Annotated in this window: 25 protein-coding genes and 1 pseudogene; 8 read left to right on the top strand and 18 right to left on the bottom strand. The window is 33.7% G+C overall.

All coding sequences use genetic code 11. From position 1 onward, the window contains the following. Window positions 1-71: 71 nt before the first annotated feature. The 4 genes from BM088_RS21830 to BM088_RS21815 form a co-directional block, all read right to left on the bottom strand. Window positions 72-410 (bottom strand): Bor/Iss family lipoprotein, encoded by a 339-nt coding sequence (locus BM088_RS21830; RefSeq protein WP_091989840.1) that lies wholly within the window; start codon window positions 408-410, stop codon window positions 72-74. Then, window positions 400-744: a Bor family protein gene (locus BM088_RS21825; protein ID WP_091989837.1), complete on the bottom strand. Its 345-nt coding sequence runs from the start codon at window positions 742-744 to the stop codon at window positions 400-402. The genes BM088_RS21830 and BM088_RS21825 overlap by 11 nt, the downstream gene beginning before the upstream one ends. Before the next feature lie 173 nt (window positions 745-917). Next, a complete protein-coding gene (locus tag BM088_RS21820; protein ID WP_091989834.1) occupies window positions 918-4,499 on the bottom strand; it encodes an ABC transporter permease/M1 family aminopeptidase in 3,582 nt (1,193 codons plus the stop codon). A 9-nt stretch (window positions 4,500-4,508) separates the two neighbouring features. Beyond that, on the bottom strand, window positions 4,509-5,399 hold the full coding sequence (locus BM088_RS21815; protein ID WP_091989832.1) for an ABC transporter ATP-binding protein: 891 nt from the start codon (window positions 5,397-5,399) through the stop codon (window positions 4,509-4,511). 229 nt (window positions 5,400-5,628) lie between these two features. Between BM088_RS21815 and BM088_RS21810 the strand changes: the two genes are divergently transcribed. After that, window positions 5,629-6,306, top strand: coding sequence for a nitroreductase family protein (locus BM088_RS21810; protein WP_091989830.1), 678 nt, complete (start codon window positions 5,629-5,631; stop codon window positions 6,304-6,306). Between the two features lie 146 nt (window positions 6,307-6,452). Here the strand turns inward: BM088_RS21810 and BM088_RS21805 are convergent, their stop codons facing one another. The 3 genes from BM088_RS21805 to BM088_RS21795 form a co-directional block, all read right to left on the bottom strand. Continuing rightward, window positions 6,453-6,839 carry a PAS domain-containing protein gene (locus tag BM088_RS21805; protein WP_091989827.1) on the bottom strand — a complete coding sequence of 129 codons (387 nt, stop codon included), beginning with the start codon at window positions 6,837-6,839 and terminating at the stop codon, window positions 6,453-6,455. 146 nt (window positions 6,840-6,985) lie between these two features. After that, window positions 6,986-7,834 carry an alpha/beta hydrolase gene (locus BM088_RS21800; protein WP_091989825.1) on the bottom strand — a complete coding sequence of 283 codons (849 nt, stop codon included), beginning with the start codon at window positions 7,832-7,834 and terminating at the stop codon, window positions 6,986-6,988. Next, window positions 7,834-8,421: a TetR/AcrR family transcriptional regulator gene (locus tag BM088_RS21795; RefSeq protein WP_091989823.1), complete on the bottom strand. Its 588-nt coding sequence runs from the start codon at window positions 8,419-8,421 to the stop codon at window positions 7,834-7,836. Before BM088_RS21795 ends, BM088_RS21800 begins: the two co-directional genes overlap by 1 nt. Before the next feature lie 57 nt (window positions 8,422-8,478). On the opposite strand from BM088_RS21795, the gene BM088_RS21790 reads away from it, so the two are divergent. Further along, window positions 8,479-8,712, top strand: coding sequence for a hypothetical protein (locus tag BM088_RS21790; RefSeq protein WP_143085137.1), 234 nt, complete (start codon window positions 8,479-8,481; stop codon window positions 8,710-8,712). Between the two features lie 35 nt (window positions 8,713-8,747). Continuing rightward, window positions 8,748-9,104, top strand: a complete 357-nt coding sequence (locus BM088_RS21785) for a RidA family protein (protein WP_091989818.1) — start codon at window positions 8,748-8,750, stop codon at window positions 9,102-9,104. A gap of 99 nt (window positions 9,105-9,203) precedes the next feature. Here the strand turns inward: BM088_RS21785 and BM088_RS21780 are convergent, their stop codons facing one another. Together BM088_RS21780 and BM088_RS21775 are read right to left on the bottom strand one after the other, a co-directional pair. Continuing rightward, window positions 9,204-9,833, bottom strand: a complete 630-nt coding sequence (locus BM088_RS21780) for a YiaD family glycine zipper/OmpA-like lipoprotein (RefSeq protein ID WP_091989815.1) — start codon at window positions 9,831-9,833, stop codon at window positions 9,204-9,206. 121 nt (window positions 9,834-9,954) lie between these two features. After that, entirely contained in the window at window positions 9,955-10,746 is a 792-nt protein-coding gene (locus BM088_RS21775; RefSeq protein WP_245763887.1) for a substrate-binding periplasmic protein, read from the bottom strand. A gap of 192 nt (window positions 10,747-10,938) precedes the next feature. Between BM088_RS21775 and BM088_RS21770 the strand changes: the two genes are divergently transcribed. From BM088_RS21770 to BM088_RS21760, 3 genes are all read left to right on the top strand, one after another. Next, window positions 10,939-11,637, top strand: coding sequence for a hypothetical protein (locus tag BM088_RS21770; RefSeq protein WP_091989813.1), 699 nt, complete (start codon window positions 10,939-10,941; stop codon window positions 11,635-11,637). 124 nt (window positions 11,638-11,761) lie between these two features. Beyond that, the gene (locus BM088_RS21765; RefSeq protein WP_091989810.1) at window positions 11,762-12,895 is read left to right on the top strand and encodes a sensor histidine kinase; all 1,134 of its coding nucleotides are present in this window, start codon (window positions 11,762-11,764) and stop codon (window positions 12,893-12,895) included. Further along, complete coding sequence (locus tag BM088_RS21760) at window positions 12,888-13,841, top strand: histidine kinase (RefSeq protein ID WP_091989808.1); 954 nt, start codon at window positions 12,888-12,890, stop codon at window positions 13,839-13,841. Before BM088_RS21765 ends, BM088_RS21760 begins: the two co-directional genes overlap by 8 nt. On the opposite strand, the gene BM088_RS21755 is transcribed toward BM088_RS21760, so the two are convergent. The 3 genes from BM088_RS21755 to speA all read right to left on the bottom strand — a co-directional run bounded on the left by BM088_RS21755 (window position 13,838) and on the right by speA (window position 17,898). Then, window positions 13,838-15,031, bottom strand: a complete 1,194-nt coding sequence (locus BM088_RS21755; protein WP_091989882.1) for a mechanosensitive ion channel family protein — start codon at window positions 15,029-15,031, stop codon at window positions 13,838-13,840. The two genes, BM088_RS21760 and BM088_RS21755, sit on opposite strands and share 4 nt — an antisense overlap. Before the next feature lie 26 nt (window positions 15,032-15,057). Continuing rightward, a complete protein-coding gene (locus tag BM088_RS21750; protein WP_091989805.1) occupies window positions 15,058-15,951 on the bottom strand; it encodes an acyltransferase in 894 nt (297 codons plus the stop codon). Between the two features lie 66 nt (window positions 15,952-16,017). Continuing rightward, complete coding sequence (gene speA, locus BM088_RS21745) at window positions 16,018-17,898, bottom strand: biosynthetic arginine decarboxylase (RefSeq protein ID WP_091989802.1); 1,881 nt, start codon at window positions 17,896-17,898, stop codon at window positions 16,018-16,020. Window positions 17,899-18,036: 138 nt separating this feature from the next. Here speA and speE point away from each other — a divergent pair, with 138 nt between their 5' ends. After that, on the top strand, window positions 18,037-18,900 hold the full coding sequence (gene speE, locus BM088_RS21740; RefSeq protein WP_091989799.1) for a polyamine aminopropyltransferase: 864 nt from the start codon (window positions 18,037-18,039) through the stop codon (window positions 18,898-18,900). Between the two features lie 93 nt (window positions 18,901-18,993). Here speE and BM088_RS21735 read toward each other — a convergent pair whose 3' ends face one another. Together BM088_RS21735 and BM088_RS21730 are read right to left on the bottom strand one after the other, a co-directional pair. Further along, window positions 18,994-20,229 carry a M56 family metallopeptidase gene (locus BM088_RS21735; protein ID WP_091989797.1) on the bottom strand — a complete coding sequence of 412 codons (1,236 nt, stop codon included), beginning with the start codon at window positions 20,227-20,229 and terminating at the stop codon, window positions 18,994-18,996. Next, the gene (locus BM088_RS21730; protein ID WP_177208134.1) at window positions 20,222-20,596 is read right to left on the bottom strand and encodes a BlaI/MecI/CopY family transcriptional regulator; all 375 of its coding nucleotides are present in this window, start codon (window positions 20,594-20,596) and stop codon (window positions 20,222-20,224) included. The genes BM088_RS21735 and BM088_RS21730 overlap by 8 nt, the downstream gene beginning before the upstream one ends. A gap of 223 nt (window positions 20,597-20,819) precedes the next feature. Between BM088_RS21730 and BM088_RS21725 the strand changes: the two genes are divergently transcribed. Then, entirely contained in the window at window positions 20,820-21,755 is a 936-nt protein-coding gene (locus tag BM088_RS21725) for a prohibitin family protein (protein WP_091989792.1), read from the top strand. A gap of 110 nt (window positions 21,756-21,865) precedes the next feature. Here BM088_RS21725 and BM088_RS21720 read toward each other — a convergent pair whose 3' ends face one another. The 4 genes and pseudogenes from BM088_RS21720 to BM088_RS27605 form a co-directional block, all read right to left on the bottom strand. Beyond that, window positions 21,866-22,534, bottom strand: a complete 669-nt coding sequence (locus BM088_RS21720; RefSeq protein WP_177208133.1) for a lipoprotein intramolecular transacylase Lit — start codon at window positions 22,532-22,534, stop codon at window positions 21,866-21,868. Between the two features lie 76 nt (window positions 22,535-22,610). Continuing rightward, the gene (locus tag BM088_RS21715) at window positions 22,611-23,486 is read right to left on the bottom strand and encodes a DMT family transporter (protein WP_177208132.1); all 876 of its coding nucleotides are present in this window, start codon (window positions 23,484-23,486) and stop codon (window positions 22,611-22,613) included. A 117-nt stretch (window positions 23,487-23,603) separates the two neighbouring features. Beyond that, the gene (locus tag BM088_RS21710) at window positions 23,604-23,930 is read right to left on the bottom strand and encodes a pseudouridine synthase family protein (protein WP_091989786.1); all 327 of its coding nucleotides are present in this window, start codon (window positions 23,928-23,930) and stop codon (window positions 23,604-23,606) included. Then, window positions 23,917-24,208 (bottom strand): annotated as a pseudogene (locus tag BM088_RS27605) (IS4 family transposase); the annotation flags it as partial. The pseudogene BM088_RS27605 and the gene BM088_RS21710, both read right to left, overlap by 14 nt.

Genomic DNA, 24,208 nt, shown 5'->3' with positions numbered 1-24,208 from the left:
GCTCACTCATTTTAGATGACAGGCAATTATATTTAGAATGATAAGCAACATATGTTTACCACTCTTATAATTTATTTGTCTTTAACTTGTAAAGGCACTTGTACCTTTTCACAAGTTGTTAAAACTGTTTTCGGATACCATAATGGCGCAACTTCGTTGACAGCGGTGCTCGCTAGGCCATTTACAAATGAAAGCTGAGTTTCAACACTGCTCCACTTAGCACCATCACAGTTTTTCTTTAAATCAACAGGCTCAGATACTTCATATAATGATAAAGCTGCATTGTGATGCCATTGTTTTTTTGGTGCATGCTGAGTATTCGCAATCTGCTCTCCATTATCAAAATGAATACGTGTACAGCCAGACATTACAGTTAACATCACCATTACTAACATCATTTTATTTTGCATTTTGATTCCCCTTTAATACTTTTTCACCCGCATTTTCTTCACACCATACTTTCACTGAATGCGGTGCATAAATCCCTAAAGTCACTAAACCTAAAGCACCATCTTCAAAGGTTTGCTGTGATTGCATTTGCACTACATCTTTATCACCACATATTTTTTTTACATCAACATGATGTTCACCTTTTAAACCCCAAAAATAAAAAGATCGACTTTCTTCATAACTCGGATTTCCGGTTAATTTAGTGATAGGTTCAGGCTGTATTGTGACAGATGAACACCCTGCCAATATAAAGAGTAAAGCACTTGCTTTAACTAAATTTTTATATAATTTCATTTTGTTCCTCTGACAACATTGAATTTTGAATACCAATAAAGTGTAAAACAACAAAAGAAATAAAAGAGTAAGAAACTGTTGGGGGTTTGTAGAGAAGCTTACATTTATTAACACTTAAAGAACCGATACAAATAAACATTTGTATCGGTTTCAATTTTTATTCACTAAAATTTTTATAAACGATAAATATTATCCGCACCATCCTTATCAACCAATTTAACAAAAGGGTCAACTCCCGCAAATTTAGGCTTACCTTTTACATGTAGCTTTATTTCATTCGTGCCTGTTTTAATTTGGTGTTTTTGTAAATATATTACAAAATTTTCAGCACCTAGATTCTCAGGATCTTCACTAAATAAGCCAATATCAACTAAATCAGTAAATTCAACAGCTGTTTCTTTCCCTTGTCCATCAGCACGGTTTAAAGCCGCTTCAATCGTTAAAGTAACATCAAAGAAATCATCTTGACCTTCCGCCTTTACAACTTTCACATTCGTAGTTTTAAGATCATACAAGCTAATATGTTCAAACAAGTTACTCACAAAAGCTTTTTCTTGTTGATCTGTATCTTGTGTAATAAATGCCACTAAATCTAATGTTGTAGGGCATGGCTTACTTTGATATTTATATTTCTTTAAAAAATCATTCAAAGCTTTATTTAAACGCGTTTCACCTAGCCTATCTTTTAAAGACATCATCACAACAGAGCCTTTACGATAATGAATATATTGTTGATTTTCACTACGTATTAGTGGCATTTCTTCTAAAAATTCAACAGTACGGCCACGTAAATATCTATCTAATTCATACTTTAAGAATTTACGGATTTTTTCTGTTCCATATTTCTTCTCCATTACCATAAGTGCTGAATATTGCGATAAGCTCTCAGAGATAATGGCACTTCCTTGAACGTTAGCGGCTCCAACTTGATGACCCCACCATTGATGTGCGACTTCATGAGCAGTCACATAGTAAACAGGGTCAATATTATCAGGGTCTCTTAAATCAGTTATAAAACCAATTTGCTCTGAATAAGGCACTGTATTAGCAAAGCTTTGTGCAAAAGAGCGATATCCAGGAAATTCAATAATGCGCATTTGCTTATGTTGATATTCACCAAAGTTTTCAGTGAAATAGTCTATTGAATCACGAACAGATTCAAACATACGAGCAACATTCATTGCATGTGTTTTATGATAATACACTTCAATATTAATGCCTTTGTACTGTTCTTTTTTAGCCTCTAAACGCGCAGACATTACTGAGTAAAAATTAACCATAGGCGCATCCATTTTATAATGAAAGATACGACGACCATTTTTTACTTCTTCACTTTGTAAATATCCTGGTGCAATCGCAAATTGATCTTCAGACGTACTTATTGTTGCATTAAAGTCTATAAAACCAACTCCTTTACCAAAAAAGCTTTCATTATAAAAACGTTTATCTTCCAATTTATTTGCACGCTGTAATGGCTCTAACCCATATTTACGTCGTTTATGACGATCTGTTAACAAGTTAGTTTGTTGGTAGCCAAATACAGGGAATAATTCAAAATTATTAATAAAGGTGCCATTTTCAATTAAAGAAAAATCATTATTACCATCTGAAAAACCTTGATGTGAACGCACGGCACTTAACTTACCTGAGCGTATTTCTCCAGGCATAAGTGGTTTATCAAATTGAAACCATGCAGTATCAAATTTATCATCAACTTCTCCTAATTTACCGCCTATAAATGTTACATTCCATTTTTCTGTATATGCAGGTTTTGACACTAAAAAGCGTTCAATCGGTTTATTTGACGTATTAGAAACTACTATGTCAGCTACAGCATCTATTTTTCGAATTGAAGGATAAATATCAATTTTTGCATGTGTTTTAGTAATAGTGGGAATATCGGCATTTAGATAAGTAGAGTATTTCTTTTCATATTCAGCTTGTAACTCTTCTCTATCATCCTGAATAACATATTCATTTAGTACACGTGTATTGTAATGAATATAACTTCCAGTAGCGATAAATACGATTAAACCAAGTGCAATTGCAGTTTTTCCTGGAGTGCCTAAGTAATAACCTGCATTTTTAATTCTCATTTTAAGTGACTGTGCAGGACCACGATGCCAAAGCGCATACCCTAACGCACCTAAAATCAAGGTGAATCCACCCCAATATAACATGTACCAAGAATGGCTTGTTAAGAAATCACCGTATCCATTAATGTCTGAATATAATAATCTAGGCGCACCAGCAAATTGAAACATATTATGGCTAAAACCAAAATTACTTAAGGTAATTGTACTGATGATGAATAGTACAAATAGCATCATACCAACATATTTATTTGGACTCACCACCTGTAGGAAAAATGCTAATACCGCCACCATCATAAGCGGTAATAAGTTAATATAACCTAGACGTACTATATACTGAGAGACTTCAAAATTGTCATATCCATTTAATGCTTGATTTGCCATAGTTGCAAACATACCAAATGCATATAACAACGTAATAATAAGCCCCATCGCAATTATTTTTGAAAACCAAAAAGTCACATTATTTACTGGCATAGAATCAATAATATCGCCCATGCCTGAATTACGCTCTCGCCATACTATTTCAGCACTATAATAAGCAAGCACTATCATGATCAATAGCTCTGTTGAGTTTTGAATTAGTGTTACCATGGCCTGAGTGAGTGGCCAGTTTGGTGTACCAAACATACCTTGAGGATCAATTAAGGGCGCAACTAATAAAAATACAGTTAACGCACCTAATACTAAAAATGGCGCACTAAAAACAACTTGTTTTATTTCAAACTTAGTGCGCAATAACAAATGAGCAAATGTTTGAATACCAGAACTTTTATAAGAAATATCATTTTTTAGCAATTCACTGAAGTCTACTTGCTCTGTTTTTTTTGATTTGTTAGTTGCTTTAACTTTTTCTAAGCGCACTTTACTTCTAAAACCAGCAAAAAATACCATAATGAAAGCCGCAATACCTAACCAAATAAGGCGGTTTTGCAATAATATACCCGTCATTTCAATCGCTGCATTATTTTTATCAAACATGGTCCAATAGCGTGTGACTTCTCGAAATGTATTTGAAGCAAATGGATCTAATAATGCAGCTAAAGTACGATACTCTGGTTCTGAAGCAAACTGACCGGCTATCACATATAAAATAAATACTGCAACAGCGGACAAGTATACCGCCATCATAGATCTAAAACGGATAGCCACAGCATAAAAGAAACAAGACAAAACTAATAATGTTGGTAAAGATAAGTAAAAATAAGATGTTATATAATGTGTTAAATCTGTAACGCCTAAACGTTCAGGGTCAACCCAGCCTGTTATGCCTCCAATTAAGGTCCCTAACAATATACCTAAAGGCACAAATAAAAAAACTGTCGCGACAATGGAAAAAGATCCTAAAAACCGCCCTAATTGATAACTCAATGGATTTATCGGTTTACTATAAAGCAACTCAGACATTCGGCTAGTATCATTACGAGTTGCAGTACTAGCAACAAAATTCACCACTAGAAACATGGCAAATATCCCCATGATCAATAATGTTTGTGCAATTGAAAATGGTCCGTTATATAAAACATTACCACCACCTCCAATCTGGATATTTTCACTCACAGTGGCAAAAAATGTTAATAAAAAGAAAATTAAACTGGTGACATAAAAAGATGGCTGCCGAACAAAGTAGCGCCATTCAAATAAAAACATTTTGGCTAACATGAAAGACTCCTAAGCAGCTTGCTTCTGGCTAATACTACGATGTGAATGTAGGGTAGAGAAATACACATCTTCTAAGTTTGCAGGTGCGGGTTCAAAACCTTCAGGTGCACTAGACGCTAGTACATGAACAATGGTTTGCCCTGCAAAAAGACGCTTTGAGATCACAGACATATTTTTCTCGATTTCTACCGCCTCAGTTTGACTTACTGATTTACGCCAAATTTGACCATTTAATGTATTTGTTAAACTAATTGGATTACCTTGCAGAATAATTCTCCCTGATGCAAGCACCGCCATATTAGGACAAAGCTCAGATACATCTTCAACAATATGAGTCGATAAAATAATTGCTTTTTGTTCACCTAAGCCCACAAGTAAATTATGAAAACGATTACGTTCCTCAGGGTCTAGTCCAGCGGTTGGTTCATCTACAATTAACAAATCAGGATCCCCGAGCAGTGCTTGAGCGATACCAAATCTTTGACGCATACCACCTGAAAAACCACTCACTGCATTTTTTCGATGTTGATAAAGATTTGTATGTGCCAACAATCCTTCAACCGCTTCTTTTCTTTCACCTTTATTTTTTATGCCTTTTAAAATAGCCATATGTTCTAAAAGATCATAGGCACTTATTCTAGGATAAACACCAAAGTCTTGTGGTAAGTATCCTAATCTTTGACGTAAAGCTTGAGGGTCAGAAAATACATCTATACCATCAAAGTTAATACTACCCATATCAGCCTGTTGCAATGTCGCTATGGTTCGCATTAAAGACGATTTACCCGCACCATTAGGGCCGAGTAAACCAAACATACCTTTTGGTATTTCTAAATTAACATCGTCTAATGCTTTGACACCATTATCGTATGTTTTTGATAATCCATTAATAGTTAACATAATCGCTCTCTCTTAAGTACTTGTTTATAGTTATTTTCAAACACTTACTTGTTAAAAATGTGTAAATAAATTCAATTGACAGCGCTATGCTAATTAAGCCAGCATAAAAAACACTCGATAAAGTGATTAAAGGTAAAAAATAGTGATAAGAGGTCTAAGTCCAAAAAATTCACTTGATCTTTACTTCCTATCTAGATATAAAAACTAAAACCAACAATAAGAGCTGCATATGCAACAACATAACAATATCCCACTCACTGATTTTGAAGAATTAACACCTGAAATCATGCAACAAAAAGCAACCGAAAATTACGAAAATATTAAACGCCGCCATTCTATTCGTTCATTTTCAAATAAGCCTGTACCAAAAGAAATTATAGAAACTTGTATTAAAGCAGCCGCAACAGCACCCAGTGGTGCAAATCATCAGCCTTGGCACTTTGTTGCAATCCATAGCGCAGATATAAAAAAACAAATACGTATAGAAGCTGAAAATTTAGAACGTTCATTTTATGAAGGCAGAGCTGGTGAGGAGTGGTTAGACGCATTAAAACCACTTGGTACAGATGCAAGTAAACCTTATTTAGAATCAGCACCTTGGTTAATAGCCATTTTCAGTCAGAAAAAAGGAGGCATTCATGCTGAAGATAAAAATCAAAATTATTATGTGCATGAGTCCGTAGGAATTGCGACAGGCTTTTTAATTCAAGCTCTACATCATAGTGGTTTAGTAACCTTAACACACACACCTAAACCAATGAGCTTTTTAACAAAGATATGTAATCGAAACCCAGATAATGAACGCCCATATATGTTATTGATAGCTGGCTATCCAGATAAAGATGCCACAGTGCCAGAACATGCTTTAGTAAAAAAAGAATTAGATGAAATCGCCAGTTTTATTTAATATTAGCGCTGCTACGCATTGTGTATAAATCACAATACTGATTATATTTGCTGCGACTTCCAATATAAAATGACTGAATTAAAATAAATACTGAGCTTTTTAATCAGTCTATATTTACCAATATTCTCTATTAAAATGGCAAGCGTTTATCCTTTAAGATAGGCCGATTCTTCGACTAAAACCTCATAAACTTTCTGTGATATTTCGCAACCAAAACAGCGAGTATGGATGAACTCACCACCTTGCTCATACACACTAGAATTATAAAGAATGTATTTAATTTCATTTTTACCTTGAACACGAGAAGGGTAATTTATTAAGTTTTTAAATTCACCTAGCTTCTCCATCATGTCATTTAAACATTTGTCATTAATTTGAAATTCAGACACATGATGCCCTACATATTCCTCCTCTAAATAACCCAAAATATCCAATTCAAATTGATTTGCGTATTTTATAATTCCTTTCGGAGACACAGCATGAATACCAATAGAAGATTTTTGAATAAATCCCACTGCACTTTCTTGAAACATAACAACTCCTTTTAGGGTAAAAGGTTTAGTTTAAAATATATTCAATAACAATAATGACTGCATTAAAGTTTAACCGAAGATAAGGGCATATGTTATTTAAATTCGATAAATCACCCTAAGCCTTCATTATGCTTAACATATTCAGACTAGTTAAAAGCCAGCTTTTGAAATGCTTCCCAAGTAGGGTCTGAATTGATCACTCTACCATGCCCTAGACCTGATGTTGCTGTAAAGCTAACATGTTCAAATGATTCAACTTGCTGCTTGGCTAAATCAAAAGGTGCAAACCTATCACCTTGGTCATGTACTATATGGATACGTCCTTGTGTTTTTGCCAAATGTTGCTCTGGTAATAAGTCTTTAAACTTAAGTTGATGTTCTTGTTCAACATCTGCAAGCATATTATGAAATAAGTTTGATTTTATACCTGTTGATAAAATCCTTTTCTCGAACGATTGATAAAAACCAAATGTAGGTGCTATTAGTAAGTGATTCAGTGATTTATCCTGATTTAATGCAGCAACAGTACCCATAGAATGACTTATAATACACGCTATATTATTCTTTCCTTCATGTTCTATAATTGCATTTAATCCTTTAACAAATAGAGGTAAATTAGCAAACTGACCGCTACTTTTACCATGCCCGTAGTGATCAAAAGCAATCGCTTCAAAACCAGCATCAGCAATTTTTTGCATTAAAGGAAAAAACTGTGACGCACCACCTGACCAACCATGGGTTAAAATTACTTTACGCCCTGAACCAGTTCGATACAAATTTAAATCGCCATAAGGGGCTTCTTGTTTAACTTGCTTGAAGTCAGTTTTTGCAAATTTAATTTTTTTGCTGATCATAGGCGTAAGTAATAATTTTTTAGTTTGCTTTTTAGCAAGCGCTGGCGCAATAAAATGTAAACTCGTTGATAACATTTTAATTAAGTAAAAATTAAATGATTTTCTGTCTTTTTTATCGGAAAAATATATTTTATTACTCATTAGATACGCCTATAACGTGAAATCAGTGACTCTAAGGCCAGTTTAAAACGATTATGATTAGCATCTTCTAAACCAACCCAAATCATACTTTGACTACCTAAATACAAAGAATAAAGTTCATATACAAATTGTTCTGCATCGGCATTAGCGATAAATTCTTTTTCATCTATAGCAGCTTGAACCGTAGAAATTAAAAAGCTCAACCACTTAGCTAAGTCTTGTGCAATTTTGTCATGTACAACACCTGGCTGGTCATCAAACTCAACCGATGCAGATATAAAAATGCACGTTTTTGCTTGTAATTCATACCAATCTAACCAGTTATCACACAATGTATTTAAACGTTCTAATGGTGATTCAATTTCATAAACGGGAATCGTTACGATTTGTCGAAATAAGTCATAGGCATGATCAAGCACAGCAAGCTGTAAGTTTTCTTTAGACTTAAAATGTGAAAATAAACCTGATTTAGACATATCAGTAGCTACAGCTAAACTGCCAATTGTTAAGTCGTTTAAACTAGTTGCAGTTGCCATCTGCAACGCCACTTCTAATATTTGCTTCCGTGTTTTTTTAGCTTTGTTCATTATGCATCCTATCTGAATAGATCACAACAAAATAGCACGACCGTGCTTTTTATCAAGGTGTTTATCATAATTGATCACAATGCAATTAAAGGCACAAGATTCAATGCCCCAAATGATTTACATCGAATTGATTCTGATATCGTAAAAAAACAAATGAAACAGGCTGGATTTAAATTAGTAGAAGAAGATTTTTATTTTAAAAATCAAAAAGATACTTCAGGAATTAATGTTTTTACCAAAGATATTCGGGGCAAAACCGACCGCTTTGTTTATAAATTTGTTAAAATTTAATTTCACCCTAACCAAAATCAACAAAGAGCAAAAAAATGAGCATAGAACGTATCGATACTAAACAACGCATGAGTAAAATTGTAAAACACAACGGCACTGTCTATTTATGCGGCCAAGTGTGTGCCGATGCAACAAAAGATATAAAACATCAAACACAAACTATGTTAGATAAAGTAGATGCTGCTTTAGAAAAGGCTGGCAGCGACAAAGATCATATATTATCGGCAACCATATACATCAAAGATATGAATGATTTTAAACAAATGAACGAAGTTTGGGACAACTGGGTAAATGAAGGGTATGCACCGGCTAGGGCTTGTGTACAGGCAAGCATGGCGCGCGATGTTTTATTAGTTGAAATTTCAGTCGTAGCTGCTGAAATCGCATCTTAACTTTAAGAAGGTTTTTGTAACTTTCTAAGTTAAAGAAGTATCCCCGAGTGTATATTTCGGGGATAAATATTTAGAGATTAATAATTACACCAAACAAGTTTATGCTTTATTTGGCACAATTTGAATTTCTACTCGGCGATTTAATGCTTTATTTTGCGCCGTATTATTCGATGCTACAGGTTTACTCTCACCATATCCCACAGTATTAAGACGCGATGCTAAAATATTTTGATTCATTAAATAAGACTTAACACTCATTGCGCGTTGCTCTGATAAATTTTGGTTAAAAGCTGCGGCTCCAGAACTATCGGTATGACCTTCAATGCTCAAAAGTGTTTTATCAAATTTAACCAATACTTTGGCAACATCATTTAAAGTAGTATGAAAACCCGATGTGATATAGGACTGGCCCGTTGCAAAGGTAATATTTGCAGGCATAATTAAACGTAAATTATCCCCTTCTCGTACAACTTCAATGCCTGAACCCGATAGTTCATCACGAAATTCCTGCTCTTGTTTATCCATATAATCACCAATAGCAGCGCCAGCAATTGCGCCTATTGCCGCTCCAAATACGGCTCTTTTATTTTTATGATTACTTGTAGCCTTACCTAGAATCGCACCTGATATCGCACCAATTGCAGCTCCCTTTTCAGCATTAGTAGAGGCACAGCCAGTTAATATAAGAGATGCAGCAAACAGAGGTAAAAGCGTCGTTTTTAATAGCATGGTAATTTTTCCTAAAAAAGCTTTAAAGCAATAATTGAATAATACAAAAGTAAACTGAACTTAAGATGAAGCAATAACATTAAGTCACAAAGATGTAACTAGATTCATCCACTGTTAGAAGTTAAGGTTTGTTAATCGGGGGCAAATTATAAGGTTTTACAAGTTGAGTTAATACGCCACTTTTTTGAAATTGTCTCATTTTCTGTTTTATTTTATTCAAAAGTTCAATATTTTGATACTTTCGAGAAATTGCGGCATATCCTAAAATATTATCTGTGTGTCTATAATTAAGTTTTTGCAATCTATGACTTGCTTGTTTCAAAAATTTTATTGAATAATCTGCTGTTTCTTCAACAGCAATGACCAAATCAACACGATCTTTTAATAACATATCAACTGCGACTTTCTCTGAAGAAACAATAATCTTATTTAACGCTGCATCACTATCAAAAAGTTCAAAGTAAGCGGCATTTCGCATTACGGCTATACGTTTATCTTTAAGTTGTTCATATTCATTCACGACTAAGTTTTTCTCTTTAAGAGAATAAAAAACATATGAAGAATTAAGAGCCATATAGGCAGGCTCAATGAAATCAAGATATTGATTTCTTTCTTCAGTTTTAACTAACCCCCCTAATATATCTAATTTACCTTCTTTAGCCATTTTCAAACACCGCGGAAAAGGACATGATACAACTTGTAATTCGAAATCTAATTCAGATCCAATTCGCTGCATAATATCGATTATAAGACCAGAAGAGTCTGAGTTTTCTTCTACAAAACTATAAGGTGGGGCATGATTAACTCCTAATGCAATAATAGGATGATTAGCCATGACATAAGGTGAGCTATATAAAAATAACCAAATACATATAATAAAGTATTTAATTTTAAAACATTTAAGTATTTTCAATATTTGTTACACCTATACAAGTGCAAAATATCCATTTTTTGCAAAAAATAAAACGTGCAAACTTTAGAGTATTTATTACACTTTGTCGCTATTGATTACATTCTTTCCTTTTATAGTAACACTTGACTACAGTTTCAAAATGAAAGAAGCATAAACTTTCAACATACTTCCTTTTTAATTTAGTTTATTTATATGAAAGCATCAATTTTGGCCTTAATTACAACAGGTTTAATTTTAACTGGCTGTGATAACGATGAAACCTACAATATTGATATTACTGCAATTAATTTAGTAAATAATGAACTCAATGTTGTTTGGTTTGACAAAAATAATGATCAGGAAATATTACTTTCACCAGATTCTTCCTTAGAATATGGACAAGTAACAAACGAACAAACTTTATATCAAGATGAAAACCACGGTTCAGCTTATTCATTTAAAGCAACTGATGGTAATTCTCTTGAAAACATTATTGAAAAAACTAATTTTGCTTTCACTCATGATGAAAATTATGTGCTTTTTGCTTATGGAAAAGAAAATAATACTTCAGAGCAAAAAGCAGCTCTTGGCGCTGTCTTCTTAGATAATGAAGGGATTGCACAAAACCAATACCGAGTAATTCTGTTACACACCTTTCCATCAGAAATGGGCATGTTAGACATATATATTGAAAATAAACTAGTTGCAGAAGATATTAGTTATAGCAAGGGGACTAATCACATCAACTCAAATATTGATAATGTTCACTTAAAAGTCACTAAAGCAGATTCTATCGAACCGATACTTGAATATACAATTGAACCAACCTCAGGAAAGTTTCATGCTATTTTCATTGCACCTAAAGCAACTGATGATAATAATGCAGCTGCCTTTATTGTTATTGATAAATAAATGAGTTTAGTTACAAAAAACGTCACTCATTAATTTATTTTTGACGTAAATTACAGCAGTGAAGATTGCCATTTTATCTAAAAACATTTAAGGTCACGTTTCGAAAAAAGAATCGGAACTTATCGTGTCTAAAATTTTACGTCAGTACAAAAGCTTTATTATCGTTCAAAGCTTACAGATCATATTACTGACTTTAATATACTTAGATATTCAGCTAAGTCCTTTCTCATTAACTCCTGAAAATTTGAACTCTTTTTTACATAATTTAGCGCTATTAATATTATTGCCATTAATATGTATTTATATCCCTCTTAAATACATTCAATTAAAAAAACATACAAATAAAACGATTTACCTCAGCGCCATTTTTTGTGCCTTTGTAACAGGGTTTGGTAGCGCAACTTATACTCATACAGTGTCTGTTCCTGGTACCTTTTTATTACAGATCAGCACATCAGACACTATGAATGAAGACAAAAGAACTTCAGTGAGTATTGGTTTTCAATCTCCAGGCCCTAATTCTGGTTATGATAAACCGACAGGCATAGGCATATACTTAGCTGAAGCTTTTGTGCATAGTTTGTTTTATTGTTTATGGGCATTATCATTTTTACAATTTACTTCTTTTGCCTATAAAAAGTTGTTAGTTAAAGAACTTAAAAAACAACAACTCGATATTTTAACGTACCAACTTAACCCCCATTTTTTATTTAATGCCTTAAATAGCATTAGGGGTATGCTGTATGAAGATAAAATAGAAGCAAAAAAATTATTACAAGAATTTCGCGCTTTATTTCATCATCACTTTGAAAATAAACAACATCAGTTAGATTTGCAGCAAGAAATTGAGCTTTGTAAGCATTATTTAAAACTTGAAAAAGTACGATTTGAAGAAAGGTTAGAACTGCAATGGCAAGTTGATCAAAAAGCTCTAAACGCTAAAATTCCCAGCATGAGCTTATTTACCTTTATTGAAAACGCAATTAAACATGGAATTGCTCCCCTTATTCATGGTGGTTGCATAAATATTCGCGCAAGAATTTATCGAGGTAAGCTAACTTTAGAAGTTATAAACCCAATTAAAATAGGCGCATCTGCTGATGGCACAAAAACTGGGTTAACAAATTTACAAAAAAGATTAGATTTAATTTATGATAAAAACTACAAACTTAAATTTGGTTTAACTTCCGACGATAATTATCACGTGAGCTTAGTGATCCCTTATAACTTTGACAAAACTAAATTACAAAATGCGTAAAATTACTGACTATTGGTTAGCCCAACTCCTGATATTTATTCTTTTGACGACCTTACCTTTAGTGGCATTGAGCGTTGTTGATGCCATAAAAATATTGGTATATACACATGACTGGTTAATATTTGTCATAATGAATTTGCTTGTATTACATTTTATTGCCAGAAAACAAATCTCAAAGCACAAATCTGCATCAAATTTTAAAAAAATTTATACCAGTATCATCATTATTATTTTAATGAACTTAGCACTTATTATCCCATTATATTTGCTTTCAATACTTTGGGGCTCCGACACTATAAATAAAGACAAACTATTCCATGGTCTTATTTTTACAAGCATTAACATTCATTTCGTCTGGTGTTTTGGTTATCAGATGGCACTTTCAGCTAGAGAGAAAAGCAGACTTGAAATCGTTCACCAGAAATTAAGTTTAAAAATTTTAGCACAACAAATTCAGCCCGATTTTCTTTATCAAAGTTTAGATAACATTGAAGTTTTAATTGAACAAGATGAAGATTTAGCGTGTGATGCCATCACTAATTTAGCAGAATTATTACGCTACAAATTAAAAGCAAGCAAATTAGAATGTGTAAACTTAGGAGAAGAACTCACTGCCGTTTCTTATATGCAACACTTAGCGCATCAAGGAGAGGTCAATATGATAGATTTAGCAAGTATTCTTGAACAAAAGATTAACGTGCCTCCGCTTTGCATATATCAATTAGTAACCTTGCTCAATCAAAAGATAGAAACACCTTTAACTATTTCTTTACAAGTAAAACAAGATAAATGGTATTTGCACATTTCAGGTGTTTTATCATCACCTAGATTGATCCGCCGAAAAATAACAAAACAATACGAATCTTTTTTTCGACTAGGTGCAGAATTTAGCTACATAGATCAAAACCTCATCTTATCGGCGCCTTTAGATAAAGACTTGGATTAGATAGCCTTAAACTCCCCACTTATGCTTTGATAAGGCCTTAAGTCAAAAACGGGCAACATGGCTAAAAAATGGTCGATAATATCACCTTGTAAATGCTCATATGGGATCCAGCGCTTATCTTGACTAAAACAGTAAAACTCAAGTGGTAAACCATATTGTGTTGGTTGTAGCTCACGTACCATTAAAGTTAAGCTTTGATTTAAACTTACATGTTGTTTTAAATAAAATTCAGCATATTGCCTGAATAAACCAATATTAGTTTGCCCTTCTAATGGAGATACATTTTTTAATAAAAAAGCCTGTAATGTCTCATTTTTTATTAATCTATTTTGCAGTGATTCACTTACTATCTTGATAGACAGCATATCAATATTTAATGAACGCTTTATTCTTCTTCCGCCCGATTCAGCCATGCCTCGCCAATTTTTAAATGAATCTGAAATCAAAGCATAAGTAGGAATTGTTGTAATCGTATTATCCCAATTACGTACTTTTACCGTATTAAGCCCAAGTTCTTCAACTTCGCCATCGGCACCAAACCTTTTAACCTCAATCCAATCTCCATAAGTTACCAAACGATTGGCGGCAATTTGAATACTGGCAACAAAACCGAGAATAGTATCTTTAAATACCAAAAGTAAAACAGCAGCCAGAGCACCAAACCCGGATAAAATATAAGTCGGTGTTTTATTTATCATTACACTAAAAACAAGAATTGCAACAATGATAAAAGTAATGAGTTTAATCACTTGGATCAAACCTTGGATTGGTACATCTTTAGAAAATGATAATTGATTATAAATCGCACCCGCGATACTCACCACAGAACTAAATATAAGCCCAGCATAAATGACTAAAACAATTTGCCCGCCAGATTTAAATAAAGAGGCTAATATTTCAGTAACTGGATATATAAAATGAAATGAAGTTAAAAATACAATAACACTAAACAATATCGACAGTCGGCGATCTAACTTATTTATTAAATGGCCAAGTGGACGAATAGTTTTTGGTGAAAAATATAATGCAACCTTCTGTAAAGTCGGCAATATAAAACGATTCGCTAATAGGTAAACTATTACCAGCAAACATATACCAGATATCACAGCTAACATTGCTGATACAAAGTTTGCTTCTGGCATATTATCTAACCAAGATAAAATTAATGTTTGCAGTGGGCTCATTTCAATTCCTTTTTTATGTATCATTTAAACAATCATGCTGACTCTTTATCCGCTAAAATTTTTAAATTTTGTTCTTTATCTTGCCATAGTTTATTTAATTCAGATTGGAATTTAACTCGAAACTCAGTGTCCTGGCTATAATTCCCTACTAAAGCATCATTTATTGGCATGACTTCCACATGAACCTGAATGCGCTTTACTTGCCCACTGGCAAAATCAACAAATGTGGGGATACCATCAGGATAATGAATCGTTATATTGACAATTTTAGATAACTGATCACCCATAGCCTCTAATACAAAGGCAACACCACCCGCTTTAGGCTTTAATAAATTTTGAAATGGACTATTTTGTCTTTCATGTTTATTTTTTGTAAAACGAGTGCCTTCAACAAAGTTCACAATGCTAACGGGCACTTCTTTAAATTTCTCACACGCTTTACGAGTTGTTTCTATATCTTTTCCGCGTAACGAAGGTTTTTTTCTTAGTTGAGCTTTGCTTGTACGAGACATGAATGGGAAGTCTAAAGCCCACCAAGCTAAACCAAGAAATGGTACATAAATTAGTTCTTTTTTCAAAAAAAAGTTTAAAAATGGAATGCGATTATGTAATAAACGTTGCATCACCAGTATATCAACCCAACTTTGGTGATTTGCGATTACCAAATACCAATCTTTGGCCTTTAACTCTTCCAAACCAGTTACTTCAAACTTAAAAGGTGTGAGTACATTCTGAATAACTGAATTACACGCAACCCAATTGCCAGCCAATGATTTGGCTAACCAACTAATAAGTTTTTGCCAAGGTTTTATGGGTAATAATTTCAAAAAACCACATACAATAATAGGTAACACCCAAAACAGTGTATTAACCGCATAAAAACCTATGCATATAATACGTTTCAACTTAGATAAAACTGAACCCACTTCTACTTCCTTAAACTCTTTTAAATATAAACAAAAAAACGGCTTTGTTATTTTAACTTGAACAGCTTAATCTTCAAAATAAGTATAACCTGCTAACCCTGCGGTTAACTCTGATAAATATTGCTGTTTTATACTGTCACTCACAGCCAACTGCGCGACTTGTGTTTGATAAGATAGTGCTAATTTCTGAGCATCAAAATGTACAAACTTTAATACATCTTTAACACTGTCCCCTTTAATTATTGAAGTTAACCTATGCCCCTCATCTGTTAATTCAACATGAACTGAATCAGTATCGCCAAATAAGTTATGTAAATCACCTAGAATTTCTTGATAGGCCCCCACCATAAACATGCCAATATGATATGGCTCACCAGAAGTATATTGCGGCATAGGCAAGCTAGATTCTATACCTGCTCCATCAACATAGTGACGAATTTGCCCATCTGAATCACAGGTAATATCCTGTAAAATTGCTCTTTGGGTTAATGGCTTATCTAAATTTTCGATCGGCATAATAGGGAACAATTGCTCTATTCCCCAAACATCTGGCATAGACTGAAATAAAGAAAAGTTAACAAATAGTTTATCGGCTAGTTTTTCATTTAAGTCATCTAGCACTTCTCTATGAGAACGAGAGTTAAAATCTAGAAACTCTCTAACCTTATGTAAAATATTAAAATATAACAGCTCTATTTGCGACCATTGTTTCATAGATAACAAGCCATGAACATACTGGGAATGTGCTTCACTAAATAAATGCATCGCATCATGATAAATTTCCATTGCCATACGATTGGATATTTGCAAATAACTTTGCCAAAGCTCTTTTAAGATACTCGGATCTAAATCAGTCGGTGCATTAGGTCGTTCACTCTTAGGCGCGGTTTCAATATCAATAACATCAGTGATCAAAACAGCATGATGAGCAGTCAATGCTCGCCCTGACTCAGTAATAATATCAGGATGTTCCAAATTATTTAGCTCACAAATATCAAAAAATGCACTCACAACATTTCTAGCATACTCTTCAACTGTATAATTCATGGAGCAACTACTACGAGAGCCAGACCCTTCATAATCAACACCTAGACCACCACCCACATCAACGGTTTTTAGAGGCACTCCTGCTTTTGATAATTCAGAAAAATGACGAGCACACTCTCTTAATGCCTTATGGATATCTCTAATATTGGCGATTTGAGAACCGATATGAAAATGAACCAGCTGTAATAAATGTAATTTACCTACAGCTTTTAGTTGATCAACAGCTGTCATTACTTGCCCAGCAGTTAAACCAAACTTTCCTTTTTCTCCGCCCGTATTTTGCCATTTACCTCTACCAACAGAATTTAGACGAATTCTTATGCCTATTGTTGGTTGTATAGCCAAGTCATTAACTTCGATTAATAGTGCACTCAGTTCAGATAATTTCTCAATTACAATGTTAACTTGATGACCCATTGCACTGCCAATACAGGCTAAACGTAAAAACTCCCGATCTTTATAACCATTGCATACAATCTTTAGAGGTTTTTGAGAAACACCTAAAATAGCCATTAACTCGGGTTTAGAGCCTGCTTCAAGACCAACCTTATTACTTGGGTGTTCTATCAATTTTTTAACAACAGAATACTGCTGATTTACTTTAATAGGATAAACAGAAGTATATAACCCTTTATAGTTTTTTGACTGCTTAGCAGACTGAAAAGCCGATACTAAGTTATCAACTCTATTTTGTAAGATATCGGTGAAACGTACCAAAACCGGTAAGGTTAGCCCTTTTTGTTTAAATTGCGCAATTAAATCGTTTAATTTAATGCCTGGTTTTGATTTATCACGATCGGGAAATGCAACTAGTTCACCTTGTGAATTAATATCAAAGTATCCTTCGCTCCAATGAGCTACATTATATGTTTCCCGTGCTTTTTCAAAACCCCAAGTCATTCTATTCATCTTCAATATTACAGTTAATTATATTTTAAGCTTTAAACTAAAATCAGGCCATCAAAATAGTTTTTTAACTAGAATTCATAAATAACCAATGGCAAAATTACCCCTACTAAAGTTTTAAGCGGCAATATCATGACAAATTTAGAGCAAGGCATGTGGTTTACTGAAATCAGCGAACGTGATGGTAGTGCATTTTCTTTGCGAATTAATAAAAAACTTGAAGTGAAACAATCACCATTTCAAAAAGTAGAGATGTTTGAAACTACAGATTTTGGCAACCTAATGGTCATTGATGGTTGTACTATGGTGAGTACCCGTGATAATTTTTTTTATCATGAAATGATAAGTCACCCAGCGCTATTTACCCATGAGAATCCTAAAAACATTGTGATCATAGGTGGTGGTGACTGTGGTACTTTACGGGAAGTTTTAAAGCACCCTAGTGTTGAAACAGCTCAGCAAATAGATATTGATCAGGTCGTAACCCAAATGTCTTTAAAGTATTTTCCTGAGTTATGTGAATCAAATGAAGACCCTCGCGCAGAGATCATGTTTGATGACGGTATTAAGTTTATGCTTGATGCAGAACCCAACTCTTTAGATATCATAATTGTTGACTCAACGGATCCAATTGGGCCAAGCGAAGGTTTATTTAATCGCGATTTTTATGCTAGCTGCCTAAATACTTTACGCCCAGGTGGGATTTTAGTACAGCAAAGTGAATCCCCATTAATGCATATGCCACTATTATTGGATATCAGAAATGCAGTGCGTGATGTAGGCTTTACCGACTTACAAACAATTACCTTCCCACAACCTATATACCCATCAGGTTTATGGTCGGCAACACTTGCCCGCAAAGAAGGAAACTTTATTGGCTTTAGGCATGAAGATGCAGCCAATTTAAAATTTAATACCGAATATTATAATGTGGGTATTCACCTTGGTGCATTAAGTACACCAAACTTTATGAAACGCGCATTTAATAAACGCTAAAATCACAACAAAAAATAGCAAGCTTGTATATACAAACGATTCCACGCAAAACAATTGTATATACAAGCCTAACAATCCATTCAACAAAGCGACTTACTGAGTCACTTTAATACGCTCTAATAGGTCAGGGGCTTTTTCACTGTCCTTACCCATAGCAAAATCTAGCTGTACTAATAAACGTTTTGCTCCTCCCTCACTTTTATCATATTTCCATTGTCTTAAAGCGATCTTAGCTTGACGATCAAATATTCCTTGGGGCTGCGCAGTTACAATACTTACATTTTCAACAAGGCCTCCAGGCGTAATATCATAAACCAAAACGACAGATCCTTCAGTGCCTTCTTCTGCGGCATGAACAGGATATTTTGGCTCAATACGAACGATTGGAGAAACCCTTTCTTGTTTAAAACCATGGCTTTCTCCTTGATGTGCCACTGCAATACCGCTTAATAAACTTGCAGTCAATGCAATCGCAGTTAATTGCGCTAAAGGTTTTGGTGATTTGTTTTGTTTTAGATTATTAATTCTTTGTAACATAGTACTTTTCTCTCCATAGTGTGTATAAGCACAAAGTTTAGTGCTTGTTTGCTCAGCGCATATCAATAGGGCTTTACCATATTCAATGCTCTGTAATTTTGTTTTACTTTTTAATACAGCTGAATCGCACGATATCTCTTGCACTCTACGATAGCTAAAGTAGCCAACCCAAATCAGTGGGTTAAACCAAAATAAACTTAAAAAGATAATCGCCACGCTATTACATAAATTGTCTTTACGTTTAAAGTGATAAATTTCATGCTCTAAAATCATTCTTAGTTGAGTTTGGCTATATACACTTTGATAATTCGTAGGTAAAACTAACTTAGGCGTATACACCCCTAACAATAAAGGACTAGAAACACTATCTGAGTGATATAATCTTAATTTTTCAGGTAAGCTAATAGGCAAACCTTTTGATGATGCAGGGAATAAAGATGATGCTATTTGTTGTTGTTGCTTAGCAAAAAAACCAAAAAATATGATAATCAAAACACCAAGGCCCCAAACTAAAGGCAAATAATTTAGCTCTACTAGAGAAAACTCAGGAGGTTTAATACTCACTAAATAACGTGTTATCTCATTACTTTCAATTGCAACAAACCCTAAGGGTAAATTATTTAAAATCATTGCAGCTGGTAATATCAACCAAAGACAATAACTTAATTTAGCACCTAAACTTGGTAGGAGTTTTTTCTCAAAAAATACTAATACGATAATAACCATACAAATATAAAGCTGCTGTTCAATTAACCAAGTTAACAAGTGAGAATCAGCTAACATATCACTCATTATCTTGCTCCCATTGATCTATCAACTGCTTTAACTCAGATATATCTTCTTTTGACAGCTCATCCGATTTTGCAAAACCCGCAACCAAAGGTGCTATCTTTCCACTAAACATACGCTCTATCAAACTTTTGCTTTCCTTTAATGTATACGAGTCTCGCTCTAATAAAGGCGTATAAATATACGTTCTTTGTTGCTTTTCAAACCCAATAGCACCCTTTTTTACCATGCGATTAAGTAGAGTTTTTACAGTTTTTTCATGCCATTCTTTTTTTTCATTTAGTTTCGCAATGATCTCATTAGCTGTAGCCGGGTGTTGTAGCCAAAGTACATCTAGTACTTCAAATTCTGTTTTACTGATTTCAGTTATTGTCGACATAACGATTACCCTTGTAATTTTCAACAAGAATTACAAACGTAATTATTAAAAGCAAGCTTTATTTATTCAAATGATTTTAAATTAGTTTTTCTTTTACCAATTAAGTAGTCTATACACCCACTCATAAAGCAAACGTGGCCTAATTTCATTTTCATGCTCAATTCCCCGATTAATTTGTTACTTTATGTTTAGAGAAATTGGAAAAGGACATAACATGTTAAAAAATCAAAATGAATTACCAGACTTATCAGCTATAGTACATAAGAAAAAAGGTGTCACCATCGGCGTTATTGTAGGCTTAGCTGGCATCTTAAGTTTATATCAAGCCATGTATACGGTTGATGAGGGGCACGTTGGTATTATCAAGCGCTTTGGTGAAGCAACCGAACAAGTCAATCCCGGTTTACATACAAAAATTCCATTCGTTGATACAGTTGAAGTACTCGAAATACGCACACGTAAAAATGTAGAGAAGCTAAATGCATCAACTCATGAACAAATGCCAGTTGTTGCTGAAGTTTCAATAAACTGGACTGTAAAACGAGATCAGGCATTTGATTTATTTAAAGCTTATGGAGGTTTATCTCAATTTGAATCAAGAATTTTAGATCCTAAATTAAGATCTGCTGCTAAAGATGCTTTAGCCCGTTATAAAGCAGAGGAGCTAATTCAGAATCGCTCTCAAGTAATAGCACAAATTGAAGAATTACTCGTTGTTGGTATGAAAGAATACCCTGTAAAATTAGATTCTGCTCAACTTGAAAACCTTATTTTACCTGCTAAATACATACAGAGCATTGAAACGAAGCAAACAGAAAAAAATCTCGCAGCTGCTGAAAAGCATAAACTTGAACGCCAAAAACTAGAAGCGCAACGAGAAGTAAATACCGCTATGGCACAACGTGATGCTGCAAAAGCACAAGCAGATGGCCGAGCTTATGCCATTAAAAAAGAAGCTGAAGCCGAGGCTGAAGCAATCTCATTAAAAGGTTTAGCTGAAGCTGAAGCAATTAAAGCCAAAGCAGCTTCTTTAAGTAAGTCAAAAACCTTAGTGGAATATGTAAAAGCACAACAATGGAATGGTCAAATGCCAACCACGATTATGGGCTCAGATCAAAACGTATTATGGAGTATAGATAGCAAAAAGTAATTTAAACTCAAAATGAAATTAGGCGGGGCCTACCCTGCCTACCAACCAAAAATACGACTTTATTTAGATGAAAGTAATAAGGAAATTAAGGAACTAATACATATTACTTCTCAATTTAGCTTAAAATCACGGTGAATAAAATAACTAAGTTTTAGTGTCAACCACTGTATCAGAATAAATACCACCATAGCTAATATGAGTAAAACAATACTGATAGGTGCAAATAAATCAGGGGCTTTCATTAAAGTTGTCATTAGCGAGTCCTGATAATAAAAAAACCATTGATTATCAGCTGGAAATATCACAGTATGAAGCCAATAAAAAACATTTTTAGCACCAAGAGCTAAAACCACCAATACACAAGAAAGCAAAAAAGTTGATATTAATATTAATTGGGATTTAAAATCTGGTAATGGTTTTTTTTGATATATAAAGCCAAAAATGAATAATAACCAGATAACAATAAATCCAATCGCCAATTTCATTAATAGATTAATCAGAAGTGCTACATCTTGTAAGTGTATAACTTCTGCTTGATGTAAAAATAAAGTATTTTGCTCTTTATTTTTGTTATTTATATATGAATAATGTATTTGAGCTAAGCCTATACCGTCATCATGAACTGACTTAACAATTTCAGAAAATATCAATAACCTTTGTTCATGTGAGGTAAACTCAAAACCTTTTTTATAATGATTTTGAGGAGAGAATTGATTAATTGTTTTATCTATTTCAAGCAAACTATAGAAACTAGGGTATAAAAAATTCAGCTTAAGCATTAGAATCCAGGCGATAAAAAATGCACATACAAGCCCACTAAAGCCATAACCAAATATAATGAAATTTTTAAATATTTTAATCATACATGACTAATATTGCAGCTGCTGCAATTAAAAATAAACCTAACACATCCTGCTTTTTAGGCTTTTGCTTTAACCAATAAACAGATATCAAAATTGTGAAAAATACTTCAACTTGGCCCAAAGTCTTAACATAAGGTACAAATTGTAAACTCATTGCACTAAACCAACCAATTGAACCTATGCAACTACAAAAACTAACTGCTGATGTGATTTTTTTATATTGCCATAGCTGAGTAAGTGTTTCTCTTTGATATATTGAAACATAGAGAAATAATAAAATAGTTTGCAAACTAATTACAATGAACAATACCCAAGCAGCACTATGTGGGAAAGGTAAACCAATATTATGACTTGCTGCTCTAACCCATAATGAGGTGAGTGCAAACCCACTTCCTGATCCTAAACCTAATAATATCGTTTTGAAATTTGGTCTTGCTCTAAATGAGAACCCGCTTAATAAAAATACAGCAATAGATCCCGTAGCAATACCAAACCAACCTAAAACGGTTAACTGACTTCCAAAAAATATACTACCAAATACCGCTGCTACAATTGCCTCACTTTTTGCAAGTCCTGCACCAACAGCATAATTATTAAGTTTAAATAATTTAACCAGCAAAACGGTTGCTATTATTTGCGCGATTGAAGCACCAATAATAAAAAAGGTAAGTGTTAAATTAATATTGGGAAAAGCAACTGGTTGCCATTGATATAGGAGAAATAAATACACCAAGGCAATAGGTCCTGCGACAATGAACCGTGCTAACGTTACACCCGATACACTCACAAATTGACTTAACTTACTTTGCAGTGCATTACGCCATGCCTGCATAAAAGCCGCTAAAAAAGTGAAAAGAATCCACCCCAAAATCTATCTCCCTTAAAAGTGAACAAGCAACTTATCAGCTTAACTCCGTATTGTATACAATGTGAGATTGCAAAATATTCAAGTATTCATCAAAAAGCGATTGGTCTATCGCATTAACTATTTAACAATATTATCCTTGTCGATTTCAAGCCATTTTCCTTCAGGCAAATCAGCTAATAAATAGTGTTCAAATCGAATGCGATTGAGGTCTATTACCTTATAACCCAATTGATAACTCATTTTACGGATTTGTCGATTCAGTCCTTGTGTTAATATTATCTTAAAAGTATCTTGAGAAAGCACTGTAACCTTGCAAGGCAATGTTAATTTCCGGTTAATAACCAAACCACCAGCCATTTTAATTGCAAAGTTATTATCTAAAGGGAGTTGCTGGGGTTTTAGTCTTAGGGCTCCCCATATCTTTTCCATTTTATTTAATCTCATTTATGAGGCTTCTTTGAGCCTTTTTAATGATACATTCTGGTATATGATAATTTTTATGTACCAGAATTCTTTTTCCCAAATAACAATAAGATAATACTCGTCTTTTCTTTATTGTGTTTGCTTGGAAGTGGTAATGATATTTTAATATTTCTGCTGCCTTTCCAATAAGATACAATGTGTACTGAGCAATTAAAGCTATTAATAATAGAGCCTGTAATCGCTCTATATTATTACTTCTACTGCGCTTTAATCCAAGACCATAATACTCATTTTTTGTA

Source organism: Pseudoalteromonas denitrificans DSM 6059, assembly GCF_900112265.1.
GTDB lineage: Bacteria > Pseudomonadota > Gammaproteobacteria > Enterobacterales > Alteromonadaceae > Pseudoalteromonas > Pseudoalteromonas denitrificans.
The sequence above is the reverse complement of the archived record's forward strand: the minus strand, read 5'-3'. Positions and strand labels throughout refer to the sequence as shown.

Excerpts from the sequence above, each read along its gene's own strand:
- BM088_RS21830 (WP_091989840.1), bottom strand. The coding sequence starts at position 410 with ATGCAAAATAAAATGATGTTAGTAATGGTGATGTTAACTGTAATGTCT.
- BM088_RS21825 (WP_091989837.1), bottom strand. The coding sequence starts at position 744 with ATGAAATTATATAAAAATTTAGTTAAAGCAAGTGCTTTACTCTTTATA.
- BM088_RS21820 (WP_091989834.1), bottom strand. The coding sequence starts at position 4,499 with ATGTTAGCCAAAATGTTTTTATTTGAATGGCGCTACTTTGTTCGGCAG.
- BM088_RS21815 (WP_091989832.1), bottom strand. The coding sequence starts at position 5,399 with ATGTTAACTATTAATGGATTATCAAAAACATACGATAATGGTGTCAAA.
- BM088_RS21810 (WP_091989830.1), top strand. The coding sequence starts at position 5,629 with ATGCAACAACATAACAATATCCCACTCACTGATTTTGAAGAATTAACA.
- BM088_RS21805 (WP_091989827.1), bottom strand. The coding sequence starts at position 6,839 with ATGTTTCAAGAAAGTGCAGTGGGATTTATTCAAAAATCTTCTATTGGT.
- BM088_RS21800 (WP_091989825.1), bottom strand. The coding sequence starts at position 7,834 with ATGAGTAATAAAATATATTTTTCCGATAAAAAAGACAGAAAATCATTT.
- BM088_RS21795 (WP_091989823.1), bottom strand. The coding sequence starts at position 8,421 with ATGAACAAAGCTAAAAAAACACGGAAGCAAATATTAGAAGTGGCGTTG.
- BM088_RS21785 (WP_091989818.1), top strand. The coding sequence starts at position 8,748 with ATGAGCATAGAACGTATCGATACTAAACAACGCATGAGTAAAATTGTA.
- BM088_RS21780 (WP_091989815.1), bottom strand. The coding sequence starts at position 9,833 with ATGCTATTAAAAACGACGCTTTTACCTCTGTTTGCTGCATCTCTTATA.
- BM088_RS21770 (WP_091989813.1), top strand. The coding sequence starts at position 10,939 with ATGAAAGCATCAATTTTGGCCTTAATTACAACAGGTTTAATTTTAACT.
- BM088_RS21760 (WP_091989808.1), top strand. The coding sequence starts at position 12,888 with ATGCGTAAAATTACTGACTATTGGTTAGCCCAACTCCTGATATTTATT.
- speA (WP_091989802.1), bottom strand. The coding sequence starts at position 17,898 with ATGACTTGGGGTTTTGAAAAAGCACGGGAAACATATAATGTAGCTCAT.
- speE (WP_091989799.1), top strand. The coding sequence starts at position 18,037 with ATGACAAATTTAGAGCAAGGCATGTGGTTTACTGAAATCAGCGAACGT.
- BM088_RS21735 (WP_091989797.1), bottom strand. The coding sequence starts at position 20,229 with ATGAGTGATATGTTAGCTGATTCTCACTTGTTAACTTGGTTAATTGAA.
- BM088_RS21725 (WP_091989792.1), top strand. The coding sequence starts at position 20,820 with ATGTTAAAAAATCAAAATGAATTACCAGACTTATCAGCTATAGTACAT.
- BM088_RS21720 (WP_177208133.1), bottom strand. The coding sequence starts at position 22,534 with ATGCTTAAGCTGAATTTTTTATACCCTAGTTTCTATAGTTTGCTTGAA.
- BM088_RS21710 (WP_091989786.1), bottom strand. The coding sequence starts at position 23,930 with ATGAGATTAAATAAAATGGAAAAGATATGGGGAGCCCTAAGACTAAAA.